This window comes from Pseudomonas sp. NFACC56-3 (genome assembly GCF_900100025.1).
GTDB lineage: Bacteria > Pseudomonadota > Gammaproteobacteria > Pseudomonadales > Pseudomonadaceae > Aquipseudomonas > Aquipseudomonas fluorescens_AA.
In genome coordinates this window covers 146,153-170,885 of record NZ_FMTK01000010.1, presented here as the reverse complement: position 1 = coordinate 170,885, position 24,733 = coordinate 146,153, and the positions used below count along the sequence as shown (strand labels likewise).

Here is a 24,733-nt window from a genome sequence, read left to right as displayed (position 1 = left end):
CCTTTCCCATGCTGGCGATTTCCAACACCGTGCACATCCCGGACGCCGAGATCGAGCTGACGGCCATCCGCGCCCAGGGGGCCGGGGGGCAGAACGTCAACAAGGTCTCCAGCGCCGTGCATTTGCGCTTCGACATTCCGGCCTCGTCGCTGCCCGAGTTCTACAAGGAGCGGCTGCTGGCCCTGCGCGACAGTCGCATTACCAGCGACGGTGTGCTGATCATCAAGGCCCAACAATACCGCACCCAGGAACAGAACCGTGCCGACGCGTTGGAGCGCCTGTCCGAACTGATCCTCAGCGCCACCAAGGTCGAAAAGAAGCGCCGCCCGACCAAGCCGACCCTGGGTTCGAAAAAGCGTCGCCTGGAATCCAAGACCAAGCGCGGCTCGATCAAGGCCGGGCGCGGCAAGGTGGATTTCTAGTCCTTCTCCCGCGCTTCACGGTACCGGGGTGCCTGCCGGTACAGGTAGACACTCAATGCCAACCCGCCCAGGGCCGCCAGGGCGGCGAACAGGAAGATCGAGGCAAAGCCGAAGCCTGCGGCAATCGCGCCGGCCAGTGGCCCGGTGATCCCCAACGACAAATCGATGAACAGCGAATAGGCGCCCACCGCCGCCCCACGACTGGAGGCCGGCACCAGGTTGACCGCTTCCACGCCCAGCGCCGGAAACACCAGGGAAAAGCCGAAACCGCTCAACGCCGCGCCCGCCAGGGCCCAGTGGGCATCCGGTGCGAGCCACAACAGCAACAGGCCGAGGGTTTCCACCGACAGGCAGGCAATCGCTACGCGAAAGCCGCCCAGACGGTTGATCAGGTTGCCGAACAGCAGGCGCGCGCCGATGAAGCTGGCGCCGAACAGGCTCAGGCACAGTACGGCGTTGTCCCAGTGCTGCGTGGCGTAGTACAGGGTGATGAAGGTCGCGATCGTGCCAAACCCGATGGAGCCCAGGGCCAGGCCGCAGCCGTGTGGCAGTACACGTCCCAACACATGCATGAACGGCAGGCGTTCGCCAGCGACGATGGGCGCCGCGGTTTTGCGCCAGGCCAATGCCAGCCCCAGCAACCCCAGCAAGATGATGCTGACGCCCATGCTCCACAGCCCCAACGCATTGACCAGCCATACCCCCAGCGGCGCACCGATCGCCAGCGCGCCGTAACTGGCGATACCGTTCCAGGAAATCACCTTGGCGGTATTCGCTGCACCGACCCGGCCAATGCCCCAGCCAATCGAACCCGAACCCACCAGGCTTTCGGCACTGCCCAGCACCAGGCGACCGATCAACAGGCTGATCAGGCTGAATGTCGGCAGGTGGGGCGTCCAGGCCGACACGAGCATGAACACACCGCTCAGCCCACAGCCGGCGAGGCCGAACATCACCGCGCGCTTGCTCCCCAGGTTGTCGATTATTCGCCCTGCGTAAGGGCGACTGAGCAGGGTGGCCAGGTACTGCACGCTGATCACCAGCCCGGCGATTACCGCGCCGAAACCCAATTCGCCATGGACGAAACCGGGCAGCACGGCCAGGGGAATGCCGATATTCAGGTAGCCGATGAAGGTGAACAGGACGATGGAAACGACTTGCAGCGTGACCGCCAGGGGGCGCTGGGAATCTGACATGGGATAAGAGGTCCATGGAGCAGCGGGATAGATAGGCTGCTTATGATAACGGCGAGCGCGGCATCCGGGCGTGGAAAATTAAAACTATTTGCCCAATGGTGGTTCAGCGGTCGTGCTGTCCGCTGATCAGGCGCGTGGTGACCAGCGCGGCGATGGCGTTTTCTTCGCTGCCGAAACGGGCCAGCAGGGCCGCTTGTTTCTCGGCGGGAAGGCGGGTCCAGATCTCGACCATTCTCTCGGCGGTGCCGATCAGGACGCTGGCCTGGGTTTCGCTGAAGGGAGGGGTGTCATCGGTCATGGGGCACTCGGGTTCAGGCAGTGTGGAAAACGCATCTTAGCGCTTTCCACACGGTCTGGTGGTGCGGGTCAATCAGTCTTCGCTGTCGGCCTGGCGGCGTTCAGTGGCTTCATTGGGCTCGGGTTGCTGGGCATCAGGTTGCCCCCCGGCTTGTAGCGTGGTCGTCTGCTCAGTGTCGTGCAGGCTTGGGAAGGGGAGATTAGGGATCTCGTGCATATCGCGCTCCTCGCAAAGTCTGTGGATAGATCTGGTAGATCCGCGCTTTTACAAAGCGTGGGCAGGATACCCCAGGAGAAATGACAAAAAGACTTTTAAATCCTGGCGTGCCGACAAAAGGGGTTGTCTGGACAAGTCATGCTCAATAGTCGCGTCGCTTGCGAAACGCCCATCGGCCTGCAATCACGGTAAAGGTCGCCACCAGCGCTACCAGGATCCAGAAGCCCTCGGGATCACCGGCCAGCGGTACGCCGCCGACGTTCATGCCGAAGAAGCCGGCAATGATGTTGATGGGCAGCGCCAGGACCGTGACCACGGTCAGGGTGAACAGCGTACGGTTGCTTTGTTCGTTGAGGTTGGCAGCGATCTCTTCCTGCAGCAGCTTGATCCGCTCGCCCAGGGCGGTGAGGTCGTTGATGATCAGGGCAAACTCCTCGGTGGACTTGCGCAGCTCCTTGACGTCCTCCTTCTGCAACCATTGCGGTGGGCGGTTGAGCAAGCGCAGCAACGAGCCTGGCTCGAGGGCCAGCAGGCGTTGCAGACGCACCAGCACGCGACGTTGAGCGCCCAACTCGGAGCGGTTGGTGGACAGTCGCGAAGAGAGCAATTGGTCTTCGATCTGGTCGACGCTGAGGCTGGTCTTGCGCACGATCTGAGTCAGCACTTCGCCTTGGTCGCGTAGCAGGTGCACGAGCAGTTCCAGCGGTGAGCGAAAGCACTCGCCGGCCTTGACCGATGAGCGCAGCTTGTCGACCGAATGCAAAGGTTGCAGGCGCGCGCTGATGATCAACCGACTGTGCACGCAAACCCACAACGTGGAGACATCCGAGGACACCAGGTTGCTGAGGTTGAACACCACATCGTTGACCACGGCCAGCAATGCCGAGTCGACATGTTCGATCCGGGTCGAGCGTGAACCTTCGTGCAAGGCCTCGAAAAATTCCTCGGGCAGGGCCAGGTGACTTTTCATCCAGCGTTCGCACGCTGCGTGAGCCAGGTTCAGGTGCAGCCAGAGAAACTCATCCGGGTCTTGCGGTTGTTGCAGGCTTCGCAGGGCCTGGGCCGAATCGATCTCCCGGCCACGCTCGCCGGGGCGGAAACGAAAGCCGTAGAGCAGGCCGAACAGGTCAGGATCGCGATGGCTTTGGTCGATGCTGTGGTTCATGAGGGCTCGCTGCGGGGAGTGCCTGTCGCGGCGACAACAGGTTCACTTGAGCGGCATCATTGCAAGCTTTCTTGAAGGTTTTGTGACAGTTGCGCGGTATCGTCAGATCGGTGGCGGTTTATACACGGCGTACGCAAAAAAGCCGCGCAACTTGAAAGTTGCGCGGCTTTTTTAATCGATGGATCAAGTGTCTTGCTTGTTGGTCAGGACTTTACCCGTTGTGGCATCGAAGTCCACGTCAAACTCTTTGCCGTCGGCAGTTTTCAGTTCCACTTCATACTCATAACCGTTGAAGTGGTTATCCAAGTCGGTGTCGGTGATGGTGGCGCCTGGGTGCAACTTCAGGGCTTCTTCATTCATCGATTCCAGGGATTTGATCTTGCCTTCCTTGACCAGTTGCGGAACCTGGTCGATTCGAACGTCAGCCTGGGCCAGGCCAGCAGTGAGGGTCAGGGCGGCAGCGGTGAACAGGGCAGTCAAAGTTTTCATATGTCTTTCCTTGGTGTCGTTAAAGGGTGAGTCGTTTAAGTGGGTTCAGATTATCTCTGGCAACTTAATTCACCCTTAATTCGAAAAAACTTGAAGCACGTTTCCTGGAAACGTCTTTCGACTCAGTAGCCGTTCTTCTCCAACAGTTGCGTCACACTGCCTGTTTCGGGACGCTTGAAGTACTTGAGCAACTCACTGGCCCGATTGGTGAAAATGCCATCGACGCCAGCGTCCATCACTTTCTTGAAGTCCACCGGCTCATCCACAGTGTAGACATGCACCAGCAAACCCTGGGCATGGGTGTACTGGTTCATCCACGGCTTCACGAGATCCGAGTAACTCTGGCTGCCGCCATGGGTCAAGGCAGCGGACGGACCGGTGCCCACTGCGCCCTGGGCCTTGGCGTACTGGACCCATTTCTCGAATTCCGCCCTGTCCTTGGGTTCCTGCCTGGCATAGTAGGCCGCCTTGTCCGTTTCACCGGATTCGGCAAACGGCACCTTGGACTTGGGCTCGATGTTGCCCTCGCCGACCCACAGCAAGAGGATCTTCGGCACCTTCGGCATCTCTTTGTGCAACAGTTCCAGGCTGTTCTTCTCGAAGGTCTGCAAGACCACCTTGCCCTTGCCTTGACCGACCCCGGTGGCGCTTTTTGCGAGTTTGGAGCCGGAGGGGCTCAACCAGCCACGGTCCTGCAATTTGTCCTTGAGGTCACGTTCGATGCCGGGAAACAGCTTCGGCTCCTTGGTTTCGATGTACAGCCCCGGTTTGTGCCGTGGGTTGCCCTCCGCAATGTCGATCACTTCATCGAGGGTGAGGATTTTCAGGCCAGCGAACGAAGGGCGGGCGCGGTCCGGGTAGGCGGTGTTGAACCAGCTGCCGGCATCGAGGGTTTTGAGTTCCGCCATGGTGAACTCGTTGGCGGTGCTGTCCTTGCGATCGGGAAACTTGGTGGCGACATCCGTGGTGCGCAGCAGGCTGTCGTCATGCAGGACGAACAACACTCCGTCCTTGCTGCGTTGCAGGTCCAGTTCCAGATAATCGGCGCCTAGGTCGCGGGCCAGCTTGTAGGCGGCGGCGGTGGATTCCGGCGCGTCGAACGAGGCACCGCGGTGGGCAATGACCGCCGGATGCGGAATGCCTTGAAGGGTTGCCAGGGCCTTGGGGCTCGGGGCTTCGGAGGCTTGTGTCTGACCAAAGCCGAGCAACAGGCTCAGCACCAAGGCGCTGCGGGTGAAGGTGACAGGCATGCTCGAGATCCTTTCGTGATTTCAAAGGCTTCTCTTTTAACAATTGAACGCGTTCGGCGCTATCGCCAAACCGACCTAAACCTGCGCAATGCAATTTTTTCGTCGCCAGGGGCTGCTATGCAGACCGCTTGGCTCAGCGATTTCGTGTATTGAAAGGGGTGGCGTTCGGCGTCGATCATTCTGAATATTTACAAGAAAATTCCTGCCTCCCCATCGATTCGCTCGCTGAAACTGCGTGTACAGCGTAGTTCCCTGGTTTATCTGGCTTGGCTAAAAAATCGAGCAATATCGCCTAACGGTTCTGGCAGTGCTTCTGTTTTTTTCGACTCTTACTATGCGCGGCAGAGCGAAACAGCTCGCTTGTATTCTCCATGCCAAAGGATCGACATGAGTATTAAAAGAACGTTGTGGATAGCTAAGCTCGGGTTTTTATCGTGCATTGCAATCACTGTCCAAGCCCAGACAAAAACAACTGAAGCTGCCACGCAGGCCTACGAGTATTTGAGTGTCACGGAACTCAATCAGAGATTGACTGCCAACCAGCTGACTTCGGTGCAACTGGTGAACTATTTGAATAACCGGATCCGGACGCTGGATAAGGAAGGTCCTCACCTCAAGGCTGTTCTCGAACTGAATCCTCAGGCCCTGGCAGATGCAGCGTTACGCGACAGTGAGCGCGCAAGCGGTAACGTGCGAGGTCCGCTGCACGGTATACCGGTATTGATCAAGGACAATATCGACACTGCGGACCTGATGCAGACTTCTGCCGGCTCACTGGCGATGGTTGGGACGCCGGCCGCGCAAGACGCCTTCGTCATCCAGCGGCTACGCGACGCTGGCGCCATTATCCTGGGCAAAGCCAACATGAGCGAATGGGCTGGAATGAGAGACCTGAGAGTGCCGCAAGGGTGGAGCGGCCGAGGTGGGCAAGGGCTCAACCCTCATGTTTTAAGCGCAGGTACCTGTGGCTCCAGCTCCGGCTCGGCGGCTAGTGTGGCTGCGGGTTTTGCGCCCATTTCGGTAGGCACCGAGACCAATGGCTCGATCATCTGCCCATCCGCCGTCAATGGGGTCGTAGGCTTCAAACCCAGCCTTGGATTGCTGAGTCGCTCGGGTGTCGTTCCAATCACCCGGCGGCAGGACACCCCTGGGCCAATAGCGCGCAACGTCTATGATGTCGCCTTGCTGCTGTACCAGTTGGCAGGCTCCGATCCAGCCGACCCACTGACCGGCAATGCACCGCAAGGCACCGATTACACCCGCGCTTTATCCACCGAGGCGTTACGAGGCAAACGCGTCGGGGTGGTCCTGGATGAAGGCGAGAAACATCTCGGTGCTTTTCCGCTGTTTCCCGTCGTGAAGAGCGTGAAGCGGTCGCAATGTGATTTGGGTAACGGGATGGTGCACGACCTCAGTCCTCAATATTGCGCGGCGGTAAAAACCCTCAGGGATAATGGCGCTACCCTCGTTCCGGTGACGCTGAGCATTCCAGACATGAGCAACTACGTTCAAGTATTGGCCGCGGCGATGAAGCTCGAACTGCAAACGTACTTGAGTACTCGTAGCGGGTTGCCCATTACGTCTATTGCTACGTTGATCGAGTTCAACGAGCAAAATCCGGTGGAAGGGAACCATGGCCAGGGGATGCTTGAGCAAATCAACGCGCAAACGTTAAGTGAAGCACAAATAGATGCTCTATGGTTGCCGATACGGGCAAGTTTCAAAAGCCTGATCGACACTCAATTCCATAATCACACGCTGGATGTCATGGTGGCCGATTATGATTATATCTCCCAGCCGAGCGCTGCAATCGCAGGCTACCCTATCATCACCGTACCGTCCGGTGTAGAGCCGGGGGGTGAGCCAACTTCCATATCCTTTATCGGGTCCATGTGGCAAGACGCCGGGGTATTGGGATTTGCCTATGCCTATGAGCAAGCTTCCTTGAAACTGGTTCATCCAACATTCAGACCGTAACGAGATTCTGACCTGATGAGCCGGGAACTGCCCGGCTCATCGAGCTCATTTAATCCAGGTCGAGACGAATACCTCTGTTGCGGTGCTTTTTCAGGCCGGTCTACGGTAATCTTGACCGCATCAGTTTCCCCGCAGAGGGAAACCTTAACTCCAGCATTCGCTTGCCCTGCGTGTAAACCATCGATCAGACGTCCCGAGGGACGCATCCATGAGGTTTACCATGCGCACCACTTCGACATTCATCTGCCAGGCCGCCGACCAGCTCAAGGGTTTTGTCGGCCTGAACCGCAAGACCGGCCAGTACATCGTGCGATTCAGCGAAGACGCTTTCGGCATGGACGTGGCCGACGACGGCATCATTCCCACCAGCGAATTTGTCTGGGCTGCAGTGGCAGACGGCACCATGGCCCTCAAGCGCGAGCGAATCCAGTTGCTGCTGGACCAGAACATCGACGACCGCATCAACCTCACCGAACCGTTGCAGGTGTACATGGCCCGCAGCGATCTGCCGGAAATCGTGGCGGTGCGGCAGTTGGTGGAAGGCTGAGGCCAGGATCTAGAAACACTGTGGGAGCAGACTCAGCTCCCACAGGGGATTTGTGGTGAAGGTAGATCTGTGAACACCCGAGATTCAGTGTGGGAGCGGGCTTGCTCGCGAAAGCGGCGGATCAGCTTGCAGCGATGTTGAATGTGCCGACGTCTTCGCGAGCAAGCCCGCTCCCACAGGTTTGTATCCTGGCATCAGGTTTGGCGTTGGAAGGCATAGTCCCGTTCGACCTTGCACACTCTCGTATGGCAATGGGTATACCAGGTGGAGCGGCCTCGCTCACGGATCGCGCGGTGTTCGGGATGCTGCTTCCAGGCCAGGATCGCGGCTTCATCGCTCCAATACGACACGGTAATCCCCAAACCATCGTCGCCACGGGCCGATTCGACACCTAAAAATCCGGACTGCTCCCGGGCCAGGGCCAGCATGCGCTCGGCGGCTTCGGCGTAGCCTTGGTCCCCCTCGGTACGCTGGGAGGTGAAAATCACGGCGTAATAGTGGGCGCTCATGACATTTTCCTCGCGCAGGCTTCGACAAACGCACGGGCCAGCGGCGGCACCCGGCCTTCCAACGCAGCTCGTTCAGGCTGGAACAGCGTGGCGACAAAGAACGGATGGCCCTGCAGCTCCACTGCTCGCAGGCCGCCGGCCGAATCCCGGGCGACGGCGTGCAGGCGCTGGCTCAGCAAGTCTTTTTCAAAATCCGGATTGACCCCGAAACGGCAATGGTAGCCCTCGAACGCTGTCTGTCGGCCATAGGCCTTGGCGATCAACGAGCCCGCCTCGAGTTGAAGGCTGTCGATGGTTTCCACCAGGGCACAGCTCAGCGGCGTCAACAGCGCCCGTTCAGCCTCGGGAGAGGTTTCACCATGGACGGCGTCGACCCAGCCCATCACGTGACGGGCATATTCCAGCACGGCATGCTGAAAACCACCGCAGGTGCCCAGGAAAGGGCGACGCTGTTCGCGGGCAAAACGAATGGCTTGCAAGGCGCCGGCTTCGTTTTGGTAGGGGCTGCCGGGCACGCACCAGACACTGTCGAAACCCTCCAGCACAGCGTTGTCGGTAATGAGCGGCGTTGCCAGCCATTGCAGGCGAATGGCATGGCCGGTTTGTTTGCCTGCCAGCTCAAGTGCGAGGGGGATCGCCCGGTGAGCGGTGATGCGTGGGTCGTGGTCGCCGACCAGGGCGATGTTTAACGGATGCTGTTTTTCCATGGGAGGCTCGCCGCTTGTTGATTCCTGGTGGCCACTATAGATTGGCGTTCACGCAATCAATATTGGCGTTTATCCAAGTGAACAATGCAGCAACGCACTATCGTCTGGACTATCCCGATCTGTCCCTGATCCTGGCGCTGGTCCGTGGCGGCTCGCTGGCCCGGGCCGCTCGGCTGCTGCAGGTGGACGTGTCCACGGTGTTTCGTTCGGTACGTCGGCTGGAGGCAGCCCTGGGTCAGCCCTTGTTCGAGAAAAGTCGTTCCGGGTACTTGCCCACGAGCCTGGCCCAGGCATTGGCCGAACAAGCCGAGCGCGCCGAGCAGGCTTTGGAGGCGGCGCGGGTGGGGGTGGAGCAGGGCGGCGAGGTCATCAGCGGCACGGTGCGCCTGACGTGCAGTGATTCGGTCCTGCAAGCGTTGTTGTTGCCGGCGCTGGCGCGTTTCATGCCTGCTTATCCGGCGTTGAGCCTCGAGTTGAGCACCTCGAATGACTTCGCCAACCTCAGCCGCCGCGATGCCGACATTGCGTTGCGACTGACCCGTACGCCGCCGGAGCACTTGGTTGGTCGCAACCTCGGCAATGTGACGTTCCGGGTATGTGTCGGTGCCACGTACCTGCGCCCGGCGAATGTGGATGACCTGGCCGCCATGACCTGGATCGCGCCGGACGATTTTCTCCCCGATCACCCCACCGTGGCCTGGCGTCGTCAGCATTTACCCGGCGTAGTGCCCGCCTATCGTTGCAACAGCATGCTTTCGGTCACCGAACTGGTGCGGGCGGGTTTGGGGGTGGCGGCGCTGCCGGACTTCCTGATCGACGAAAGCCAGGGCCTGATGCCAGTCGGTGAACCGTTGCAGGGATATGACACGGCTCTGTGGCTCCTGACCCGTCCGGACTGCCGGGCCCTGCGTTCGGTGGTGACCTTGTTCGATGAGTTGGGGCGCAATCTGCGGTGGCGCTGACCCTCAGGCCTGGTAACGACTCAGGAACATGTCGAGGGCCGATTCGATCACCCGGGCCTGCTCCTCCTGGGTCAGGCTCGGTTGCCCCATCGAAACCTGCGGCCAGAAGGCGAACGTCTTGAGTAGCCCATGCATTTGCTGGGCGGCAAATGCCGGCTCCACGGGCTTCAACCGAGCATCGGCCTGGGCCTGGCGAATCCAGGCCGTCAGGCCTTCTTCACGCTGGCCCATGCGCGACACCATGTCCTGGGCCCGCTCCGGGGAGTGAATCGTTGCGGCGATGGCGATGCGCGCCAGGTCGAGGAAATTCTCGTCCGCCAGCAGGTGCAGCTTGGCTTGCAGCAACGTTTGAAGCTGTTCCCGCAGCGGCGTTTGCGAGCTGTAGGGCATGTCTTGTTCTGCGGTAATGCTGTTCCATAACCGATTCAGAATTTCGGCAAACAATTCTTCCTTGCTCGGGAAATGGTTATACACCGTGCGCTTCGATACGCCGGCAGTCGCCGCGATCTTGTCCATGCTGGTGATCTCGAAACCGCTGCTACGAAATTCAGCAATCGCGGCCTGGAGGATGGCTTCGCGTTTTCGCTCGGTAAGGCGCTGCGGTACGGTCATGGGCATTCGTCGGTTGAGAGGAGAGAAATTACACTCGGCAGTTTACTTGCTTCCGGCATTCATGCAATCTAGAAACTACACCGAATGGTGTAGTTTCTGTGTCGAACGGCTGAGCGTGCATGCAACGGCCATCCAGCGTCCCACAACGGCGAAGCGCAATTGCGACGACGTCCTTGGAGTTATCGCACCATGACCATTCCCTCTTTTCCGACCGATAGCCCGGCTGCCCAACATTTATCACTGCACGAACAGGGCAAGTATCGCAATCACGCCTTCACTCCGCGGCAAGGGTTCGGCACGACCCTGCGCATCATCTGGAACATGACCTTCCACAAGCCGCGCGCTACCCGGCCTGCGGGCACCATCGAGGTTCAACCGCTGACGCGCGCCGCGTTGCTGGCCGCGCCCAATCACAGCGTCTTCCGTCTCGGCCACTCCACCGTGTTGCTCAAGCTGCGGGACAAGTTCTGGCTGACCGACCCGGTGTTCTCCGAACGTGCTTCACCGGTGCAATGGGTCGGCCCCAAGCGTTTCCATCAGCCGCCCATCAGCCTGGAAGAGTTGCCGCCGATTGAAGCGGTGATCCTTTCCCACGATCATTACGACCACCTCGATCATCAGGCCATCCTCAAGCTTGCGGCCAAGACTCGTCACTTCCTGGCCCCCCTTGGCGTGGGCGATACCCTGATCAAATGGGGGGTCGACGCCAGCAAGGTGCGTCAGTTGGACTGGTGGCAAGGCACCGAGGTGGACGGCATCGAGTTCATCGCCACGCCCTCCCAGCATTTTTCCGGTCGCGGTCTGTTCGACAGCAACAGCACCTTATGGGCCTCGTGGGTGATGATCGATGGCGCCACACGAATTTTCTTCAGCGGCGACACCGGCTACTTCGAGGGTTTCAAACGCATCGGCGAACAATACGGCCCTTTCGACCTGACGCTGATGGAAACCGGCGCCTATAACGTCGATTGGCCCCATGTCCACATGCAGCCGGAGCAGACCCTGCAGGCTCATATCGACCTGAAGGGCCGCTGGCTGCTGCCGATCCACAACGGAACGTTCGACCTGGCGATGCATGCCTGGTATGAACCCTTCGATCGCATCCTGGCCTTGGCCTGGGAGCGCAACGTGTGCATCACCACTCCGCAAATGGGCGAAGCGTTCACCCTGGCGCAGCCGCAACGTGGCCGCGCCTGGTGGCTGGACGTAGAAACCTCGGCGTACCCGGACCGGGCCGGTATTGCCTAGCACCTGCGCAGGGGGTGTTATTCGATCATCGCGTAATCGGAGCGCCCCATCGGGTCCGGCGTCGCGCCCTTGATGTTCATGCCACGCCCCGGTGCAAACCCGGGGAAGAACACCAGACCCTCGGCCTCCAGGCGAAATGCCAGGGCCAAGCGGGTGACATCGAGCAACTCGCCACCGGCCTCGAAGCGGCGGATGGCCTGGACCGAAACGCCGGATTGCCGGGACAGCTCCTCGACACTCCAGCCCAGCATGGCTCGGGCCTGCGCACTGTGAGCAGGGGTGAATTGATAGACAGCGATGCGTTCCAGGGTGGTTTTGATTGCGAGAGAGGCCATGGGGTGCTCCAAAGCTGTGGGATTCAAAAAATACTGTGTTTTTGTACAGTTGTTTTGAGTCCTGATCAATCTCATTTTTTGATCAATGACCGGTGGTCTTCTCCAGCCAGGCGTTCGGTGCGTGACCCAGTACCCGACGGAACATGGTGGAAAACGCAGCGGGGCTGTCGTAGCCCAGATCCAGGGCTATGCGCGTCACCGAATCCCCTTCGGCCAAACGGGCCAACGCCGCCATGACACACGCCTGCTGCCGCCACTGGCTGAAACTCAGCGTGGTCTGTCGGCTGAACAGGCGGTTGAATGAGCGCAGGCTGATATGCAATTGCGCCGCCCATTGCACGGGCGAGGCATGGGTGTCGGGGTGTTTCAGGAACGCCTGGCACAGGTCGAGCAGGCGCGGGTCTTGGGGCAGTGGCAGGTGCAGTGGCAGATGGGCGCTGCGCAGCAGTTCGTGCAGCAGCAGATCGATCAGCGCGCCATCGCGTCCAGCCTCGTCGTAGTCCGGCGCAAGCTCCACGGCTTCCATCAGCAACTGGCGCATCAAGGGCGACACGCTGATGACCTGGCACCACGTGTCCATGGCCGTTACCGCCGCCGGTTCGATGTACAGGCTGCGGGTGCTCACGCCCAGCATCAGTACTTCATGGTCGACCCCTGGCGGAATCCAGACCGCTCGTTGCGGCGGCACCACCCAATTGCCATCTGCCGTACTGACCTGCATCACCCCGGTGGCGCCGTAGAGCAACTGTGCCCGGCGATGACGGTGCAACGGCAGCAAATGCCCGTGGGGGTAATCGGTACCAATGGCGACGACCGCCCTGGGTGTCGCATCCAACAAATCGATCGAAGTGTTGCGCATCGAAGGGTGACTCGTGATTGGCGTAAACGCGAACATTATTGGCCGATTTGCTAGAGCAGGCCAACCTTCGTTTACCTATCGTGGACGCCTCCCCATTCCACGGACTTCCCTGGATGTTCTATGTATTGCTTGCCTGTTTCGGCTGCTTGAGTGGCGTGACCGCCGTGCTGTTTGGGTTCGGCGGTGGTTTTGTCGTGGTGCCGTTGATCTACCGCCTGCTGATGGCTCGCCACGCAGGTGACGTTATCGGTGGATCGGCGATGCACATCGCCGTGGCCACTTCCACCTGCGTCATGATCGTCAACGCCCTGGTTGCCACTGGAAAACATCACCGCGCCGGTCAGCTGCTTCGTCATTACTTGTGGCCGTTCGGCGGCTTCATCGCCCTGGGCGCGACCCTCGGCGCCACGGCTGCCACCTGGATGAGCGGTGAGATTATCCGCTACGCCTTCATTGCCTACTTGGGCCTGACCATTCTGGACAGCCTGTTGCGCCGAGATTTTCTGACACGCGCCTGCGATGTTGTCCCACGACCCCTTTCGGCAATAAAAACGACGTTGGGGGGGACCGCTGTCGGAATCATTGCCACGTTCCTGGGGGTTGGCGGAAGTGTCATGACCGTGCCGCTGCTGCGCCGATGTGGTTTGAACATGTCCCAGGCCACGTCCATGGCCAATCCGCTGAGCCTGCCTGTCGCTTTGGCCGGCACCGTGACCTACATGGCCTTGGCCGCTTTCACCGGAACGGACCTTGGGCCGTGGTACGTCGGTTATGTCGACTTGCTGGCCTTCGCTGTACTCACGCTCGGGGCGCTAGTGGGCATCCGCCTGGCAACGCCGTGGATCGGGCGGATACCGGATCGACTGCATGCGCGGGTGTATGTGGGGTTACTGGTGGTGGTGATGGGTGGGATGTTGCTGGGGTAGGGAGTTAGTGATCCGCCAACCCCGGCGCTTCCCGAATAATGAAGTGGTCCAGGTTCTCGATATTGGCACTGAACACCCCGAACGTCTGGTCGGGGTTTTTCTTGCTCGGCACCTGCTTGAACTCCGGCGTCACGCCATAAAAGAAGCAATACAACGGCGCGTCACTGTCGATGGCGTGCTTGATTTCTGCCAGGAACGCTTTGCGCTTGCGGTAGTTGTCGATCAGCTTCTTGCTCAGGTAAACGTTGACTGAGTAAGGCTTCTTTTTTGCCTCGTCCGCTTGCTTGAACCAGACCTTTGCGTCGAAATCGATGCGAAAGCTCAGTGTGTAATCCTTGATTTCCTTGATCTTGCCCCAGTAGATCAAGCCCTTGTTGTCCTGCAAGTACTCGATCTTCTTGAAGAACGATCCATAGGGCGCCGTGTGCTCGCCGATCTTCAGCGGCATGCGCTTGAGCAGATCCTTGTTATCGAAATTCGAGACGAAACATTCCACCGGGTGGGCGAAGACACTGGTCTTGTCCGGTGTCGAGTCCTGGGCGGAATGAGTGTTATCACCGTGGGGCGATACAGAGAGGGGCATAGGGCGAGTCGCTTCAACATCCTTCGGCAGATCGGACGGTTGACGCACGTACTGACGCCGAGTCAGCAACAGCTCCGACGGAAAATGCTCTTCGCGGTCGTCATCCGTTTCCGCCTCGTCACTCTGATCACCCAACCCCGGCGTTTTCGGACTGACATAAGGGCAGCCCTCGATATGCTGGGTCGTTGGTTGGTTCTTGAAATGTGGCGTGCGAATGTAATTGACGTTCTTGGCATTGAACGTCGTCAGCCGATTCTCCTCATCAAACGCCGCCCGACAGGCATCGTTGGGGCACTGGAACTGTTCTTTCGCGGAATCGAACGCCACCGTCTCGTCGAAATTCAGATCGCGCACGTCATAGATCGACAGCTTGTCGTCGAGGCTGCGGCAGTAAGCGAGGTCGAATTTCATTGCGGACTCGGGGCCTTGAGGGGGAAAGGATATTAATAGCGGGAGACGGGGTGGGTTGCACTGACTGTTTTCAGCTCAGTGCAAAATCTGCAGCAATACCCCGGCCATGGACAGCACCCGAGATTTTATTGATATCCTCAGCTCGACACCAACCCTGTGGCGAGGGGATTTATCCCCGCTGGGCTGCGAAGCAGCCCCAAGACAACCGGCATAATAATGCCGGTTACGCGGTGAAACCCTTGACTAATCGGAATTATATTGCTGAAAGCTGAGCGCCCGGTCGAACGAGAAAATCAATGAAAGAATACACCCCCGAAGGTCGCCAGGCACTGCTTGAAGATATCTCGACCCAGCACGCGACGGGAAACGAAACCCTGGGAACCGCCGTTCGCCGGCTACGACTCGAGGTCACCGGTTTGGACCAGGAAACCTTTGCACTGATGTGCAAGATGTCGACCAAAGCCCTGTACCAGATCGAGAAGGACAAGGGTAATCCGACCCTCAGCACCATTGACGCCATCATGAGGAAGTTCGGACTGCGTCTCGGGCTGACCAGAGCGCCACAAACCATTTACACGCCGCCGCTTGGGCAGGAAAAGCCTGCCTCTAATGCGCCCATTCGCGGCACTAAGCCTCGTCGCCAATAGGCGGGTCAACAGGCACTTCAGCAATGCAAGCCTGGTCGAATTCCCCCATGGTCGCCTCGTCGATAGCGTCGATTTTCAGCAGCGCTTCAGCCGAACTGTGAATCGACTCGAAGGCCTCACTTTTGAATTCGTCAGCCATTGAATATCTCCAGTAGAAGTCGGACTGAAGCCTTGCCCCATCCCCGTGGCGAGGGAGCTTGCTCCCGCTGGGCTGCGAAGCAGCCCCAATCTAATCCCGCCAAATCACTCAGCAACCAACCGACTGACCTTCCCATACAGCGACAAAGTGAACGCCTCCTTATCACTGGCAAGATGACAACGCCGATGACAATTCGGGCACAACGCAACCGCGTTGGTAATGCTGTCCGATCCTTGCTGAGCTAAATGCTTCACATGATGCACCTCAAGAAAGGGTAACCCATCAACCTCGAACGGTGCTTTCTGGCCGCAACCTTCGCAGACACCCTTAGCCAGTTCAGCAACCCATGCCCGGATTTTGGGATCCCGAACGTAGGACGTCGTGGTCGTGCTGACTTGCTGTGGATTTGGATTGCCTAAAGGCTCGGCCTTGAGTCCTTTCTTCTGCAGATTCGAGGCTCTGCTGATTAACGTTCGCTGGTCAGATGTCGGGGCGGATTCTCCCGCGCTAGGCATCACCTTGCTGGCAAGCACCTTACGGATTCGCTGGGCGACACCTGCACCGATATTTTTGGCAGGCATGTAGCCACTGATTCGTGGCAGACTCATTTGCTCCAACACCGCCGAAATATTCTGCATGCGGTATTCAACCGACGAGGCGCTGCGCTTGCTCAGCGGTCCGTCACGCAGAAGCTGATTTTCAATCGACTTCTTGAAGGTCTGGCCGTTTAACTCTCGATCTAGCATTTTCAAATAAGCATCAATCGAAGCCTCAAGCTCTCTGTCGCTCCAACCGCTTTTTTCCTTTGGGGTATCCATACGTCCGCCGAGGGTTAAAAACCCTCGGACGATACTGACAGGCCATTACGGCTGTCTACGAAAATTCCTACAGAAAAAGCTCAGTTTTCGTTCGGATGGATCCTAGGAGACTGAATGCCCAGCCTCATGAAAAGCCTCAAGTAACCTACGCCACCAAGGCTTAATCACCTTCGCTCGACCCCGAGTCCGGTTAAGCAACAGATACGGCATGTCCCGCAGCCGAATCCAACCGTCGTTTTGCCAATGCAGTAGACTCAACGACATCTCCGGCCAATCCAAAACGCTCAGCATTGGCCGCTCGGTATCGCTTGGGGCCTGTGCGTCCCTCAACGCTGGCACTACATGATGCGTGAGCCATTCACGCAACAAGCGATTTCCGGGCGCGTAGTGGTAAACCAACAAGGCGTATACACCGGACTCGCTGAGCATCAGCCGTTTTTCAGGTTGGCCGTGGTAACAAATCGGCAGGATGTGTCGCTGGTCTTCATCCAGCTTGCTGACCATACGGTCGTTCAGATGCACACCCATTAACCGACCGAGATCGCGAGCACAGAACCAAGGTTGGTTTTCCAGGAGGAGGGCGTGGAGGTGGAGGTTGTGACGGGTGAAAACTGCCGGAATGTAAGCGTCACGCATGATCACTCTCCGAGGTGTGCGGAGAGCAGGTTGGATTTCTTCTAAGCATAACGACCTCTACGTATGAAGTTAGCGGCGCGAGCCCGACGTAGAGGGTGTAAGAAGAATCCCAACAAGCTATTTCTCACCACAGAGTCGCATACGTCCTCGGACGGTAAGCGGTTCGATGTTTGGCGATTAGCTACTACGTTGGGCGTTTCTTAGGCACCTGCGGATAAGATAGGTAACCAGGCGATACGGCGTCAATGCGGAAAAATTCTGGTTTTTTCGTAGGGGGAAGGAGGCATGCTTGCCCTGAAGCTAAACACGGCTGATTCTGCGGGGCACAAAAAACCCCGTTTTCACGGGGTTTTTAGTTAAGCGCTCGCCAAGTAACTCGGCGGGTTCTGCTTAGGATCGTTCGACATCAATCCCAGCTCAAAGCCCCACCCGTTTGATACTCAATCACTCGCGTCTCAAAGAAGTTCTTCTCTTTCTTCAAGTCCATGATCTCGCTCATCCAAGGGAACGGGTTAGTCGTGCCTGGATACTCTTCTTTCAGACCAATCTGCGACAGGCGACGGTTGGCGATGAACTTGAGGTAGTCCTCCATCATCGCCGCGTTCATGCCCAACACGCCGCGAGGCATGGTGTCGCGGGCGTATTCGATCTCCAGCTGCGTACCCTGCAGGATCATCTGGGTCGCTTCTTCCTTCATCTCGGCATCCCACAGGTGCGGGTTTTCGATTTTGATCTGGTTGATCACGTCGATGCCGAAGTTCAGGTGCATGGATTCGTCGCGCAGGATGTATTGGAACTGCTCGGCGACGCCGGTCATTTTGTTGCGGCGGCCCATGGAGAGGATCTGGGTGAAGCCGCAGTAGAAGAAGATGCCTTCCAGGACGCAGTAGTAGGCGATCAGGTTGCGCAGCAGCTCTTTGTCGGTTTCCGGGGTGCCGGTTTCGAACTTCGGATCGGAGATCGAACGGGTGTACTTCAGGCCCCAGGCGGCTTTTTTCGCGACCGATGGGATCTCGTGGTACATGTTGAAGATTTCACCTTCGTCCATGGCCAGCGATTCGATGCAGTACTGGTAGGCGTGGGTGTGGATCGCCTCTTCGAACGCCTGGCGCAGGATGTACTGGCGGCATTCCGGGTTGGTGATCAGGCGGTACACGGCCAGGACCAGGTTGTTGGCGACCAGGGAGTCAGCGGTGGAGAAGAAGCCCAGGTTGCGCATGACGATGCGGCGCTCGTCGTCGGTCAGGCCTTCCGGGTTTTTCCAGAGGGCGATGTCGGCGGTCATGTTGACTTCTTGCGGCATCCAGTGGTTTGCGCAGCCGTCCAGGTACTTCTGCCAGGCCCAGTCGTATTTGAAGGGGACGAGCTGGTTGAGGTCGGCGCGGCAGTTGATCATGCGCTTTTCATCGACGGCGACACGGGCGGAGGCGCCTTCGAGTTCGGCGAGGCCTTCGGCGACATCGAGTTTGTCGAGGGCGGCCTTGGCGCGAATGATCGCGGCCGAGTCGCTGGCCGTCACGGCCCGGGCTTCGAGGGCGGCGGCACCGCCGGCGCTGTCGAGGCGGTCCATGTTGGCTTCAGAAGCGTGGCCGGCGTTGGCGCCTTTTACAGCAACTTCGCCGTCTTCTTTGTCGAATTCGTCCCAGCTCAGCATGACGTGTCGTCTCCTGCGTGAGGGCCAGATGCCCGATGAAGGCCTACTGGCCGCGATGGATCTTGAAAAATCGTTTGTTGCAGCAGCTGACGCAGGCAATAAACAGAAAAATGTACGGGTCATACCGGAGCGGCGGTGAACGCGAGGAGGCGATTGGCCTCTGCGTAGGCTCCCAGTAAGCGTGATCCCCTGTAAGGGAATATTGCAGGCCCGTTTAAGGCGGCATTATAAGGACTTTTTTGCCTACGTGGTGCGGCGAAATAGCTCACAGAAGGGGCGGCGGGTGGCATATCCGCGTGGGAGCGAGGGTTTACAAGGCTTTGGCCGCTTAAGATTTTTTTTGCATGAAGCGGATCGCAGATTTTTTTGATTAAAAAACCAGCGTTTTTTGCGGGTTTGCACTACATGTTGTGTTTGTGGGGCGTTTTTGGTGGCTCCAGACACAACCAGGCCCGAGCGAAATCGGGCCGTGGAAATTGCCAGTTGTGATCAGCCGTTGGAGCAACCGGTTCCCATGACGCTGTAGCGCAGGATGTGGCGTTGGCCCTTGGAGTCGTCGTACTCCATCTTCGCCGGGACCACTTCGCAGACATTCGGGATGGCGCTCATGGAGATGACCTTGGCGATGTCCAGGTGGGTGGAGTAGGTGTACTCCTCAATGGCCGGTTTTTGCTGTGCGACATCGGTCGGGGCCTCATCCGCCATCGCGGTGGCGCACAGGCTGCCGAGGACCAGAACCCATAAAGCTTTCATCTGATTCACCTTTTTTGAGGTCGAGTGGGGTCACGCAACCTTTTTGGGGTTGCGTGTGGAGCAAGTATTGGAGGTTGGATTAACGGCCTTTGTGGGGGCTGTGTTGCGTTAATCGTATTTGCCGGTTGGCGAGATGAATTTTAGGGAGTGGGGCTGGGCACAAAAAGCCTTGGTTTTGATAAACACTGTTGGTTGATCTGGTAATAATCGCTGCAGGTGGTGGGGTTGTCTGTGGCATCTATGTTGGAGGTGCTGCCGTCATCGCGAGCAAGCTCGCTCCCACATTGGATCTGTGGTGTAGGACAAACTGCGGGAGGGGGCTTGCTCCCACGCAGGAAAATGCCTGCAGGCAGGGGGTTGCCGGTTAGTACCGACATTTTGTAGGGACTTGTTACTACCATCGTCGAATGGTTCTATAGGCCCGCCCCGGGCTACAACGGGACCATACAAAAACAACTATGTCTCCGAGGTAAGAAAGATGAGTGCGGCTTCTCTGTATCCCGTTCGCCCCGAGGTTGCGGCCAGTACGTTGACTGACGAGGCGACCTACAAGGCGATGTATCAGCAGTCGGTCGTCAACCCGGATGGCTTCTGGCGCGAGCAGGCCAAGCGCCTCGACTGGATCAAACCGTTCACCACGGTGAAGCAGACCTCCTTCGACGATCACCATGTCGACATCAAGTGGTTCGCCGATGGCACCTTGAACGTGTCCTACAACTGCCTCGACCGTCACCTGGCTGAGCGCGGCGATCAAATTGCGATTATCTGGGAGGGCGATGACCCGTCCGAGAGCCGCAACATCACCTATCGCGAACTGCATGAAGAAGTCTGCAAGTTCGCCAACGCCCTGCGTGGCCAGGACGTGCATCGCGGCGACGTGGTGACCATCTACATGCCGATGATCCCTGAGGCTGTGGTCGCGATGCTGGCCTGTACCCGGATCGGTGCGATTCACTCGGTGGTGTTCGGCGGTTTCTCCCCTGAAGCGCTGGCCGGCCGGATCATCGACTGCAAATCCAAAGTGGTGATCACCGCCGACGAAGGCGTTCGCGCCGGCAAGAAGATCCCGCTCAAGGCCAACGTCGATGACGCGCTGACCAACCCGGAAACCAGCAGCATCCAGAAAGTCATCGTGTGCAAGCGCACCGGTGGTGGCATCAAGTGGAACCAGCACCGCGACATCTGGTACGAAGACTTGATGAAAGTGGCCGGCACCGTTTGCGCACCGAAGGAAATGGGCGCCGAAGAAGCGCTGTTCATCCTCTACACCTCTGGCTCCACCGGTAAGCCCAAGGGCGTGCAGCACACCACGGCCGGCTACCTGCTGTACGCAGCGCTGACCCATGAGCGCGTGTTCGACTACAAGCCAGGCGAGGTCTACTGGTGCACCGCCGACGTGGGTTGGGTCACCGGCCACAGCTATATCGTCTACGGCCCGCTGGCCAACGGTGCGACCACGCTGCTGTTCGAAGGCGTGCCGAACTACCCGGACATCACCCGGGTGGCCAAGGTCATCGACAAGCACAAGGTCAATATCCTCTACACCGCCCCGACGGCTATTCGCGCGATGATGGCCTCGGGCACCGCCGCCGTCGAAGGCGCCGATGGCAGCAGCCTGCGCCTGTTGGGTTCGGTGGGCGAGCCGATCAACCCGGAAGCCTGGGACTGGTACTACAAGAATGTCGGCAAGGAACGTTGCCCGATCGTCGACACCTGGTGGCAGACCGAGACCGGTGGCGTGCTGATCAGTCCATTGCCAGGCGCCACGGCGTTGAAGCCGGGTTCGGCCACTCGCCCGTTCTTCGGTGTGGTGCCGGCGCTGGTGGACAACCTCGGCAACCTGATCGAAGGCGCCGCCGAAGGCAACCTGGTGATCCTCGATTCGTGGCCAGGCCAGGCCCGTACCCTGTACGGCGATCATGACCGTTTCGTCGACACCTACTTCAAGACCTTCAGTGGCATGTACTTCACCGGTGACGGCGCCCGTCGCGACGAGGATGGTTACTACTGGATCACCGGTCGAGTGGATGACGTGCTCAACGTGTCCGGCCACCGCATGGGCACGGCCGAGATCGAGAGCGCCATGGTTGCTCACCCGAAAGTCGCCGAAGCGGCGGTGGTGGGTGTGCCGCACGACATCAAGGGGCAGGGCATCTATGTCTACGTCACCCTCAATGCTGGCGAGGAAACCAGCGAGGCCCTGCGCCTGGAGCTGAAGAACTGGGTGCGCAAGGAGATCGGTCCGATTGCGTCGCCGGATGTGATCCAGTGGGCACCAGGGCTGCCGAAGACCCGTTCCGGCAAGATCATGCGCCGCATCCTGCGCAAGATCGCCACGGCGGAATACGACGGGTTGGGTGATATCTCCACCCTGGCCGACCCGGGTGTGGTGGCGCACTTGATCGAGACGCACAAGACCATGAACGTTGCCTGACGGCGGTTTGTGACCTCAAGAAGCCCCGCCTGGCATTTGCCTGGCGGGGCTTTTTTGTGCGCGTCATATAGCCCTTGTGGCGAGGGGATAAATCCCCTCGCCACAAGTAGGGTGTTCGAACGACCGCGGTGCCTGGCTTTGGGGCTGCTTCGCAGCCCAGCGGGAGCAAGCTCCCTCGCCACAGGTTCGGCGGATGAATAAATATCGAGGTTTGAAGTAGGACGTGTCTGAGCGTTACCGGTGTTTCGAAATGTGTAACCAAAGGCGCCACAACGGGGCGATGTGAAACGCGAAGCGCCGTCATAGGGCGGCTCCGGGCGTCTTGGAAAATAAGCCGACACGCTGTGCTTGCCGGATTAGAAGGGTTTGCGAATAATGGGCCCGCTATTTGCAGCATAGATCGGTTTCCCTTCTTTTGCTCTTGCATGAATTTGCGAAGCTGTCAATGTGCTCGAACCGCTTTCTCGGTGCTTCTGTAATTTGTTGTCGCATTGAAGAAATATCGGCTTCGGGCCTGTCGTTAGAATGCCGATCACTCGCTCGTCGTGGCTCGCGTCGGATAAACCGTGAGCTTCCCAGGACGCAGCACCCACGTTCGTTCCACCCATTCGCATATTGGGCTGTTGCTCACTCTGCCGTTTTCGCCCTTTACCGATGGAGTCCCAAGATGAAGAAACTTGTGCTGCTTGGCGCCCTGGCACTGTCCGTGCTGTCCCTGCCGACCTTCGCTGATGAGAAACCCCTGAAGATTGGTATCGAAGCGGCTTACCCTCCGTTCGCCTCGAAAGCCCCGGATGGCAGCATCGTCGGTTTCGACTACGACATCGGCAATGCGCTGTGCGAAGAAATGAAGGTCAAGTGCGTCTGGGTCGAGCAAGAGTTCGACGGCCTGATACCGGCGCTGAAGGTGCGCAAGATCGACGCGATCCTGTCGTCCATGTCCATCACTGAAGATCGCAAGAAGTCCGTTGATTTCACCAACAAGTACTACAACACCCCGGCTCGTCTGGTGATGAAGGCCGGTACCCAGGTCAGCGACAGCCTCGCCGAGCTCAAGGGCAAGAACATCGGCGTGCAGCGCGGTTCGATCCACGAGCGTTTCGCCCGTGAAGTCCTGGCCCCGCTGGGTGCCGAGATCAAGCCGTACGGTTCGCAGAACGAAATCTACCTGGACGTCTCCGCCGGCCGTCTCGACGGCACCGTGGCAGACGCTACCCTGTTGGATGACGGCTTCCTCAAGACCGATGCCGGCAAGGGCTTCGCATTTGTAGGCCCAGCCTTCACCGACGAGAAGTACTTCGGCGACGGCATCGGTATCGCGGTTCGCAAGGGCGATGCGCTGAAAGACAAGATCAATGGCGCGATCACCGCCATCCGCGAGAACGGCAAATACAAGCAGATCCAGGACAAGTACTTCGCTTTCGACATCTACGGCAAGTAACGACGTCCCGCCACTCGTGCGAAATGGCGCAAGCAACAGGATCTCTGCGGTTTGCGCCATTTTTTCATCCCACTTTCGAGGACCTGAATCATGTTGAAAGGCTACGGGGCTGTCATCCTCGATGGCGCATGGTTGACGCTTGAGCTCGCCTTGTCGTCCATGGCCCTGGCCATCGTCCTGGGGCTGATCGGCGTTGCGTTGCGCCTTTCTCCGGTGCGCTGGCTGGCGTGGCTGGGCGACCTGTATTCCACGGTCATTCGCGGCATTCCCGACCTGGTGCTGATCCTGCTGATTTTCTACGGCGGCCAGGACTTGCTCAATCGCGTGGCGCCGATGCTCGGCTACGACGACTACATCGACCTGAACCCGTTGGCGGCCGGTATCGGCACCCTGGGTTTCATCTTCGGTGCGTACCTGTCGGAGACCTTTCGCGGTGCATTCATGGCGATTCCCAAGGGCCAGGCCGAGGCGGGCATGGCGTATGGCATGAGCGGCTTCCAGGTGTTCTTCCGGGTGCTGGTGCCGCAGATGATTCGCCTGGCGATTCCGGGTTTCACCAACAACTGGCTGGTATTGACCAAGGCCACCGCGCTGATTTCCGTGGTGGGCCTGCAAGACATGATGTTCAAGGCCAAGCAGGCGGCGGATGCCACTCGCGAGCCTTTCACCTTCTTCCTCGCAGTGGCGGCGATGTACCTGGTGATCACCAGTGTCTCGTTGCTGGCGTTGCGTCACCTTGAGAAGCGCTACTCGGTAGGCGTAAGGGCGGCTGATCTATGATCTTCGACTACAACGTCATCTATGAGGCCTTGCCGCTGTATTTCAGCGGCTTGCTGACCACTCTCAAATTGTTGGCCCTGTCGCTGTTCTTCGGCTTGCTGGCGGCGTTGCCCCTGGGGCTGATGCGGGTGTCCAAGCAGCCGATCGTCAACATGACGGCCTGGCTCTACACCTACGTGATCCGCGGTACGCCGATGCTGGTGCAGCTGTTCCTGATCTACTACGGGCTGGCGCAGTTCGCGATCGTGCGCGAAAGCTTCCTCTGGCCGTGGCTGTCCAGTGCGACGTTCTGTGCGTGCCTGGCGTTCGCCATCAACACCAGCGCCTACACCGCCGAAATCATCGCCGGCAGCCTGCGGGCCACGCCCAATGGTGAGATCGAGGCGGCCAAGGCCATGGGCATGTCGCGCTACAAGCTGTATCGCCGGATCCTGTTGCCGTCGGCCTTGCGTCGGGCGCTGCCGCAATACAGCAACGAAGTGATCATGATGTTGCAGACCACCAGCCTGGCCTCCATCGTGACCCTGATCGACATCACCGGCGCGGCGCGCACGGTGAATGCGCAGTATTACTTGCCGTTCGAGGCTTACATCACGGCCGGCGCTTTCTACCTGTGCCTGACCTTCATCCTGGTGCGCCTGTTCAAACTGGCCGAGCGCCGCTGGCTGGGTTACCTGGCCCCGCGCAAGCACTGATAACGCATCGATCCGATCGACTGC

The 24,733-nt window shown here is 58.9% G+C and carries 28 protein-coding genes; 11 read left to right on the top strand and 17 right to left on the bottom strand.

The window, feature by feature from the left end:
- Positions 1-8 precede the first annotated feature (8 nt).
- Positions 9-422, top strand: a complete 414-nt coding sequence (gene arfB, locus BLO80_RS15860; RefSeq protein WP_060740976.1) for an alternative ribosome rescue aminoacyl-tRNA hydrolase ArfB — start codon at positions 9-11, stop codon at positions 420-422.
- Here arfB and BLO80_RS15855 read toward each other — a convergent pair.
- The 6 genes from BLO80_RS15855 to BLO80_RS15835 all read right to left on the bottom strand — a co-directional run bounded on the left by BLO80_RS15855 (position 419) and on the right by BLO80_RS15835 (position 5,036).
- The gene (locus tag BLO80_RS15855; RefSeq protein ID WP_092333509.1) at positions 419-1,618 is read right to left on the bottom strand and encodes an MFS transporter; all 1,200 of its coding nucleotides are present in this window, start codon (positions 1,616-1,618) and stop codon (positions 419-421) included. The two genes, arfB and BLO80_RS15855, sit on opposite strands and share 4 nt — an antisense overlap.
- 103 nt (positions 1,619-1,721) lie before the next feature.
- Positions 1,722-1,916, bottom strand: a complete 195-nt coding sequence (locus BLO80_RS15850; protein ID WP_092333511.1) for a hypothetical protein — start codon at positions 1,914-1,916, stop codon at positions 1,722-1,724.
- A 72-nt stretch (positions 1,917-1,988) separates the two neighbouring features.
- Positions 1,989-2,132 carry a hypothetical protein gene (locus BLO80_RS29955; protein WP_175459507.1) on the bottom strand — a complete coding sequence of 48 codons (144 nt, stop codon included), beginning with the start codon at positions 2,130-2,132 and terminating at the stop codon, positions 1,989-1,991.
- A 142-nt stretch (positions 2,133-2,274) separates the two neighbouring features.
- Complete coding sequence (locus tag BLO80_RS15845; RefSeq protein WP_072408633.1) at positions 2,275-3,297, bottom strand: transporter; 1,023 nt, start codon at positions 3,295-3,297, stop codon at positions 2,275-2,277.
- Between the two features lie 183 nt (positions 3,298-3,480).
- Positions 3,481-3,786: a PepSY domain-containing protein gene (locus tag BLO80_RS15840; RefSeq protein ID WP_092333513.1), complete on the bottom strand. Its 306-nt coding sequence runs from the start codon at positions 3,784-3,786 to the stop codon at positions 3,481-3,483.
- Positions 3,787-3,908: 122 nt separating this feature from the next.
- Positions 3,909-5,036, bottom strand: a complete 1,128-nt coding sequence (locus BLO80_RS15835) for a glycerophosphodiester phosphodiesterase (protein WP_092333515.1) — start codon at positions 5,034-5,036, stop codon at positions 3,909-3,911.
- Positions 5,037-5,423: 387 nt separating this feature from the next.
- On the opposite strand from BLO80_RS15835, the gene BLO80_RS15830 reads away from it, so the two are divergent.
- Entirely contained in the window at positions 5,424-7,013 is a 1,590-nt protein-coding gene (locus BLO80_RS15830; protein ID WP_092333517.1) for an amidase family protein, read from the top strand.
- A gap of 220 nt (positions 7,014-7,233) precedes the next feature.
- The gene (locus BLO80_RS15825) at positions 7,234-7,560 is read left to right on the top strand and encodes a DUF2025 family protein (RefSeq protein WP_092333519.1); all 327 of its coding nucleotides are present in this window, start codon (positions 7,234-7,236) and stop codon (positions 7,558-7,560) included.
- Between the two features lie 194 nt (positions 7,561-7,754).
- Here the strand turns inward: BLO80_RS15825 and BLO80_RS15820 are convergent, their stop codons facing one another.
- A complete protein-coding gene (locus tag BLO80_RS15820; protein WP_092333521.1) occupies positions 7,755-8,069 on the bottom strand; it encodes an antibiotic biosynthesis monooxygenase family protein in 315 nt (104 codons plus the stop codon).
- On the bottom strand, positions 8,066-8,776 hold the full coding sequence (locus tag BLO80_RS15815) for a CTP synthase C-terminal region-related (seleno)protein (protein ID WP_092333523.1): 711 nt from the start codon (positions 8,774-8,776) through the stop codon (positions 8,066-8,068). The genes BLO80_RS15820 and BLO80_RS15815 overlap by 4 nt, the downstream gene beginning before the upstream one ends.
- A 14-nt stretch (positions 8,777-8,790) precedes the next feature.
- Between BLO80_RS15815 and BLO80_RS15810 the strand changes: the two genes are divergently transcribed.
- Complete coding sequence (locus tag BLO80_RS15810) at positions 8,791-9,738, top strand: LysR family transcriptional regulator (RefSeq protein WP_092333525.1); 948 nt, start codon at positions 8,791-8,793, stop codon at positions 9,736-9,738.
- Between the two features lie 3 nt (positions 9,739-9,741).
- On the opposite strand, the gene BLO80_RS15805 is transcribed toward BLO80_RS15810, so the two are convergent.
- Positions 9,742-10,350, bottom strand: coding sequence for a TetR/AcrR family transcriptional regulator (locus BLO80_RS15805; RefSeq protein WP_092333527.1), 609 nt, complete (start codon positions 10,348-10,350; stop codon positions 9,742-9,744).
- Positions 10,351-10,539: 189 nt separating this feature from the next.
- Here BLO80_RS15805 and BLO80_RS15800 point away from each other — a divergent pair, with 189 nt between their 5' ends.
- Positions 10,540-11,598 carry an MBL fold metallo-hydrolase gene (locus BLO80_RS15800; RefSeq protein ID WP_092333529.1) on the top strand — a complete coding sequence of 353 codons (1,059 nt, stop codon included), beginning with the start codon at positions 10,540-10,542 and terminating at the stop codon, positions 11,596-11,598.
- A 17-nt stretch (positions 11,599-11,615) separates the two neighbouring features.
- Here BLO80_RS15800 and BLO80_RS15795 read toward each other — a convergent pair whose 3' ends face one another.
- The gene (locus BLO80_RS15795) at positions 11,616-11,933 is read right to left on the bottom strand and encodes a helix-turn-helix domain-containing protein (protein ID WP_003204826.1); all 318 of its coding nucleotides are present in this window, start codon (positions 11,931-11,933) and stop codon (positions 11,616-11,618) included.
- An 82-nt stretch (positions 11,934-12,015) separates the two neighbouring features.
- Positions 12,016-12,792, bottom strand: coding sequence for an AraC family transcriptional regulator (locus BLO80_RS15790; RefSeq protein ID WP_092333531.1), 777 nt, complete (start codon positions 12,790-12,792; stop codon positions 12,016-12,018).
- A 113-nt stretch (positions 12,793-12,905) separates the two neighbouring features.
- On the opposite strand from BLO80_RS15790, the gene BLO80_RS15785 reads away from it, so the two are divergent.
- On the top strand, positions 12,906-13,718 hold the full coding sequence (locus BLO80_RS15785) for a sulfite exporter TauE/SafE family protein (protein ID WP_092333534.1): 813 nt from the start codon (positions 12,906-12,908) through the stop codon (positions 13,716-13,718).
- Between the two features lie 4 nt (positions 13,719-13,722).
- Here the strand turns inward: BLO80_RS15785 and BLO80_RS15780 are convergent, their stop codons facing one another.
- A complete protein-coding gene (locus BLO80_RS15780; RefSeq protein WP_092333536.1) occupies positions 13,723-14,712 on the bottom strand; it encodes a hypothetical protein in 990 nt (329 codons plus the stop codon).
- A 296-nt stretch (positions 14,713-15,008) separates the two neighbouring features.
- Here BLO80_RS15780 and BLO80_RS15775 point away from each other — a divergent pair, with 296 nt between their 5' ends.
- Entirely contained in the window at positions 15,009-15,359 is a 351-nt protein-coding gene (locus BLO80_RS15775; protein WP_092333538.1) for a helix-turn-helix domain-containing protein, read from the top strand.
- Here the strand turns inward: BLO80_RS15775 and BLO80_RS15770 are convergent.
- The 5 genes from BLO80_RS15770 to BLO80_RS15750 form a co-directional block, all read right to left on the bottom strand.
- On the bottom strand, positions 15,340-15,498 hold the full coding sequence (locus tag BLO80_RS15770; protein WP_092333540.1) for a DNA-binding protein: 159 nt from the start codon (positions 15,496-15,498) through the stop codon (positions 15,340-15,342). The two genes, BLO80_RS15775 and BLO80_RS15770, sit on opposite strands and share 20 nt — an antisense overlap.
- Before the next feature lie 104 nt (positions 15,499-15,602).
- On the bottom strand, positions 15,603-16,316 hold the full coding sequence (locus BLO80_RS15765) for an HNH endonuclease (RefSeq protein ID WP_092333542.1): 714 nt from the start codon (positions 16,314-16,316) through the stop codon (positions 15,603-15,605).
- Between the two features lie 102 nt (positions 16,317-16,418).
- Positions 16,419-16,952 (bottom strand): BRO-N domain-containing protein, encoded by a 534-nt coding sequence (locus BLO80_RS15760; protein WP_092333544.1) that lies wholly within the window; start codon positions 16,950-16,952, stop codon positions 16,419-16,421.
- Between the two features lie 406 nt (positions 16,953-17,358).
- Complete coding sequence (locus tag BLO80_RS15755; protein WP_024776511.1) at positions 17,359-18,606, bottom strand: ribonucleotide-diphosphate reductase subunit beta; 1,248 nt, start codon at positions 18,604-18,606, stop codon at positions 17,359-17,361.
- 489 nt (positions 18,607-19,095) lie between these two features.
- Complete coding sequence (locus BLO80_RS15750) at positions 19,096-19,359, bottom strand: DUF2790 domain-containing protein (protein WP_092333546.1); 264 nt, start codon at positions 19,357-19,359, stop codon at positions 19,096-19,098.
- Positions 19,360-19,837: 478 nt separating this feature from the next.
- Between BLO80_RS15750 and acs the strand changes: the two genes are divergently transcribed.
- The 4 genes from acs to BLO80_RS15730 all read left to right on the top strand — a co-directional run bounded on the left by acs (position 19,838) and on the right by BLO80_RS15730 (position 24,709).
- Positions 19,838-21,793 carry an acetate--CoA ligase gene (gene acs, locus BLO80_RS15745; protein WP_092333548.1) on the top strand — a complete coding sequence of 652 codons (1,956 nt, stop codon included), beginning with the start codon at positions 19,838-19,840 and terminating at the stop codon, positions 21,791-21,793.
- 667 nt (positions 21,794-22,460) lie between these two features.
- Entirely contained in the window at positions 22,461-23,234 is a 774-nt protein-coding gene (locus BLO80_RS15740) for an ABC transporter substrate-binding protein (protein WP_092333550.1), read from the top strand.
- 90 nt (positions 23,235-23,324) lie between these two features.
- Complete coding sequence (locus tag BLO80_RS15735; RefSeq protein WP_060741004.1) at positions 23,325-24,014, top strand: ABC transporter permease; 690 nt, start codon at positions 23,325-23,327, stop codon at positions 24,012-24,014.
- Positions 24,011-24,709, top strand: a complete 699-nt coding sequence (locus tag BLO80_RS15730; RefSeq protein ID WP_060741005.1) for an ABC transporter permease — start codon at positions 24,011-24,013, stop codon at positions 24,707-24,709. The genes BLO80_RS15735 and BLO80_RS15730 overlap by 4 nt, the downstream gene beginning before the upstream one ends.
- Positions 24,710-24,733 lie beyond the last annotated feature (24 nt).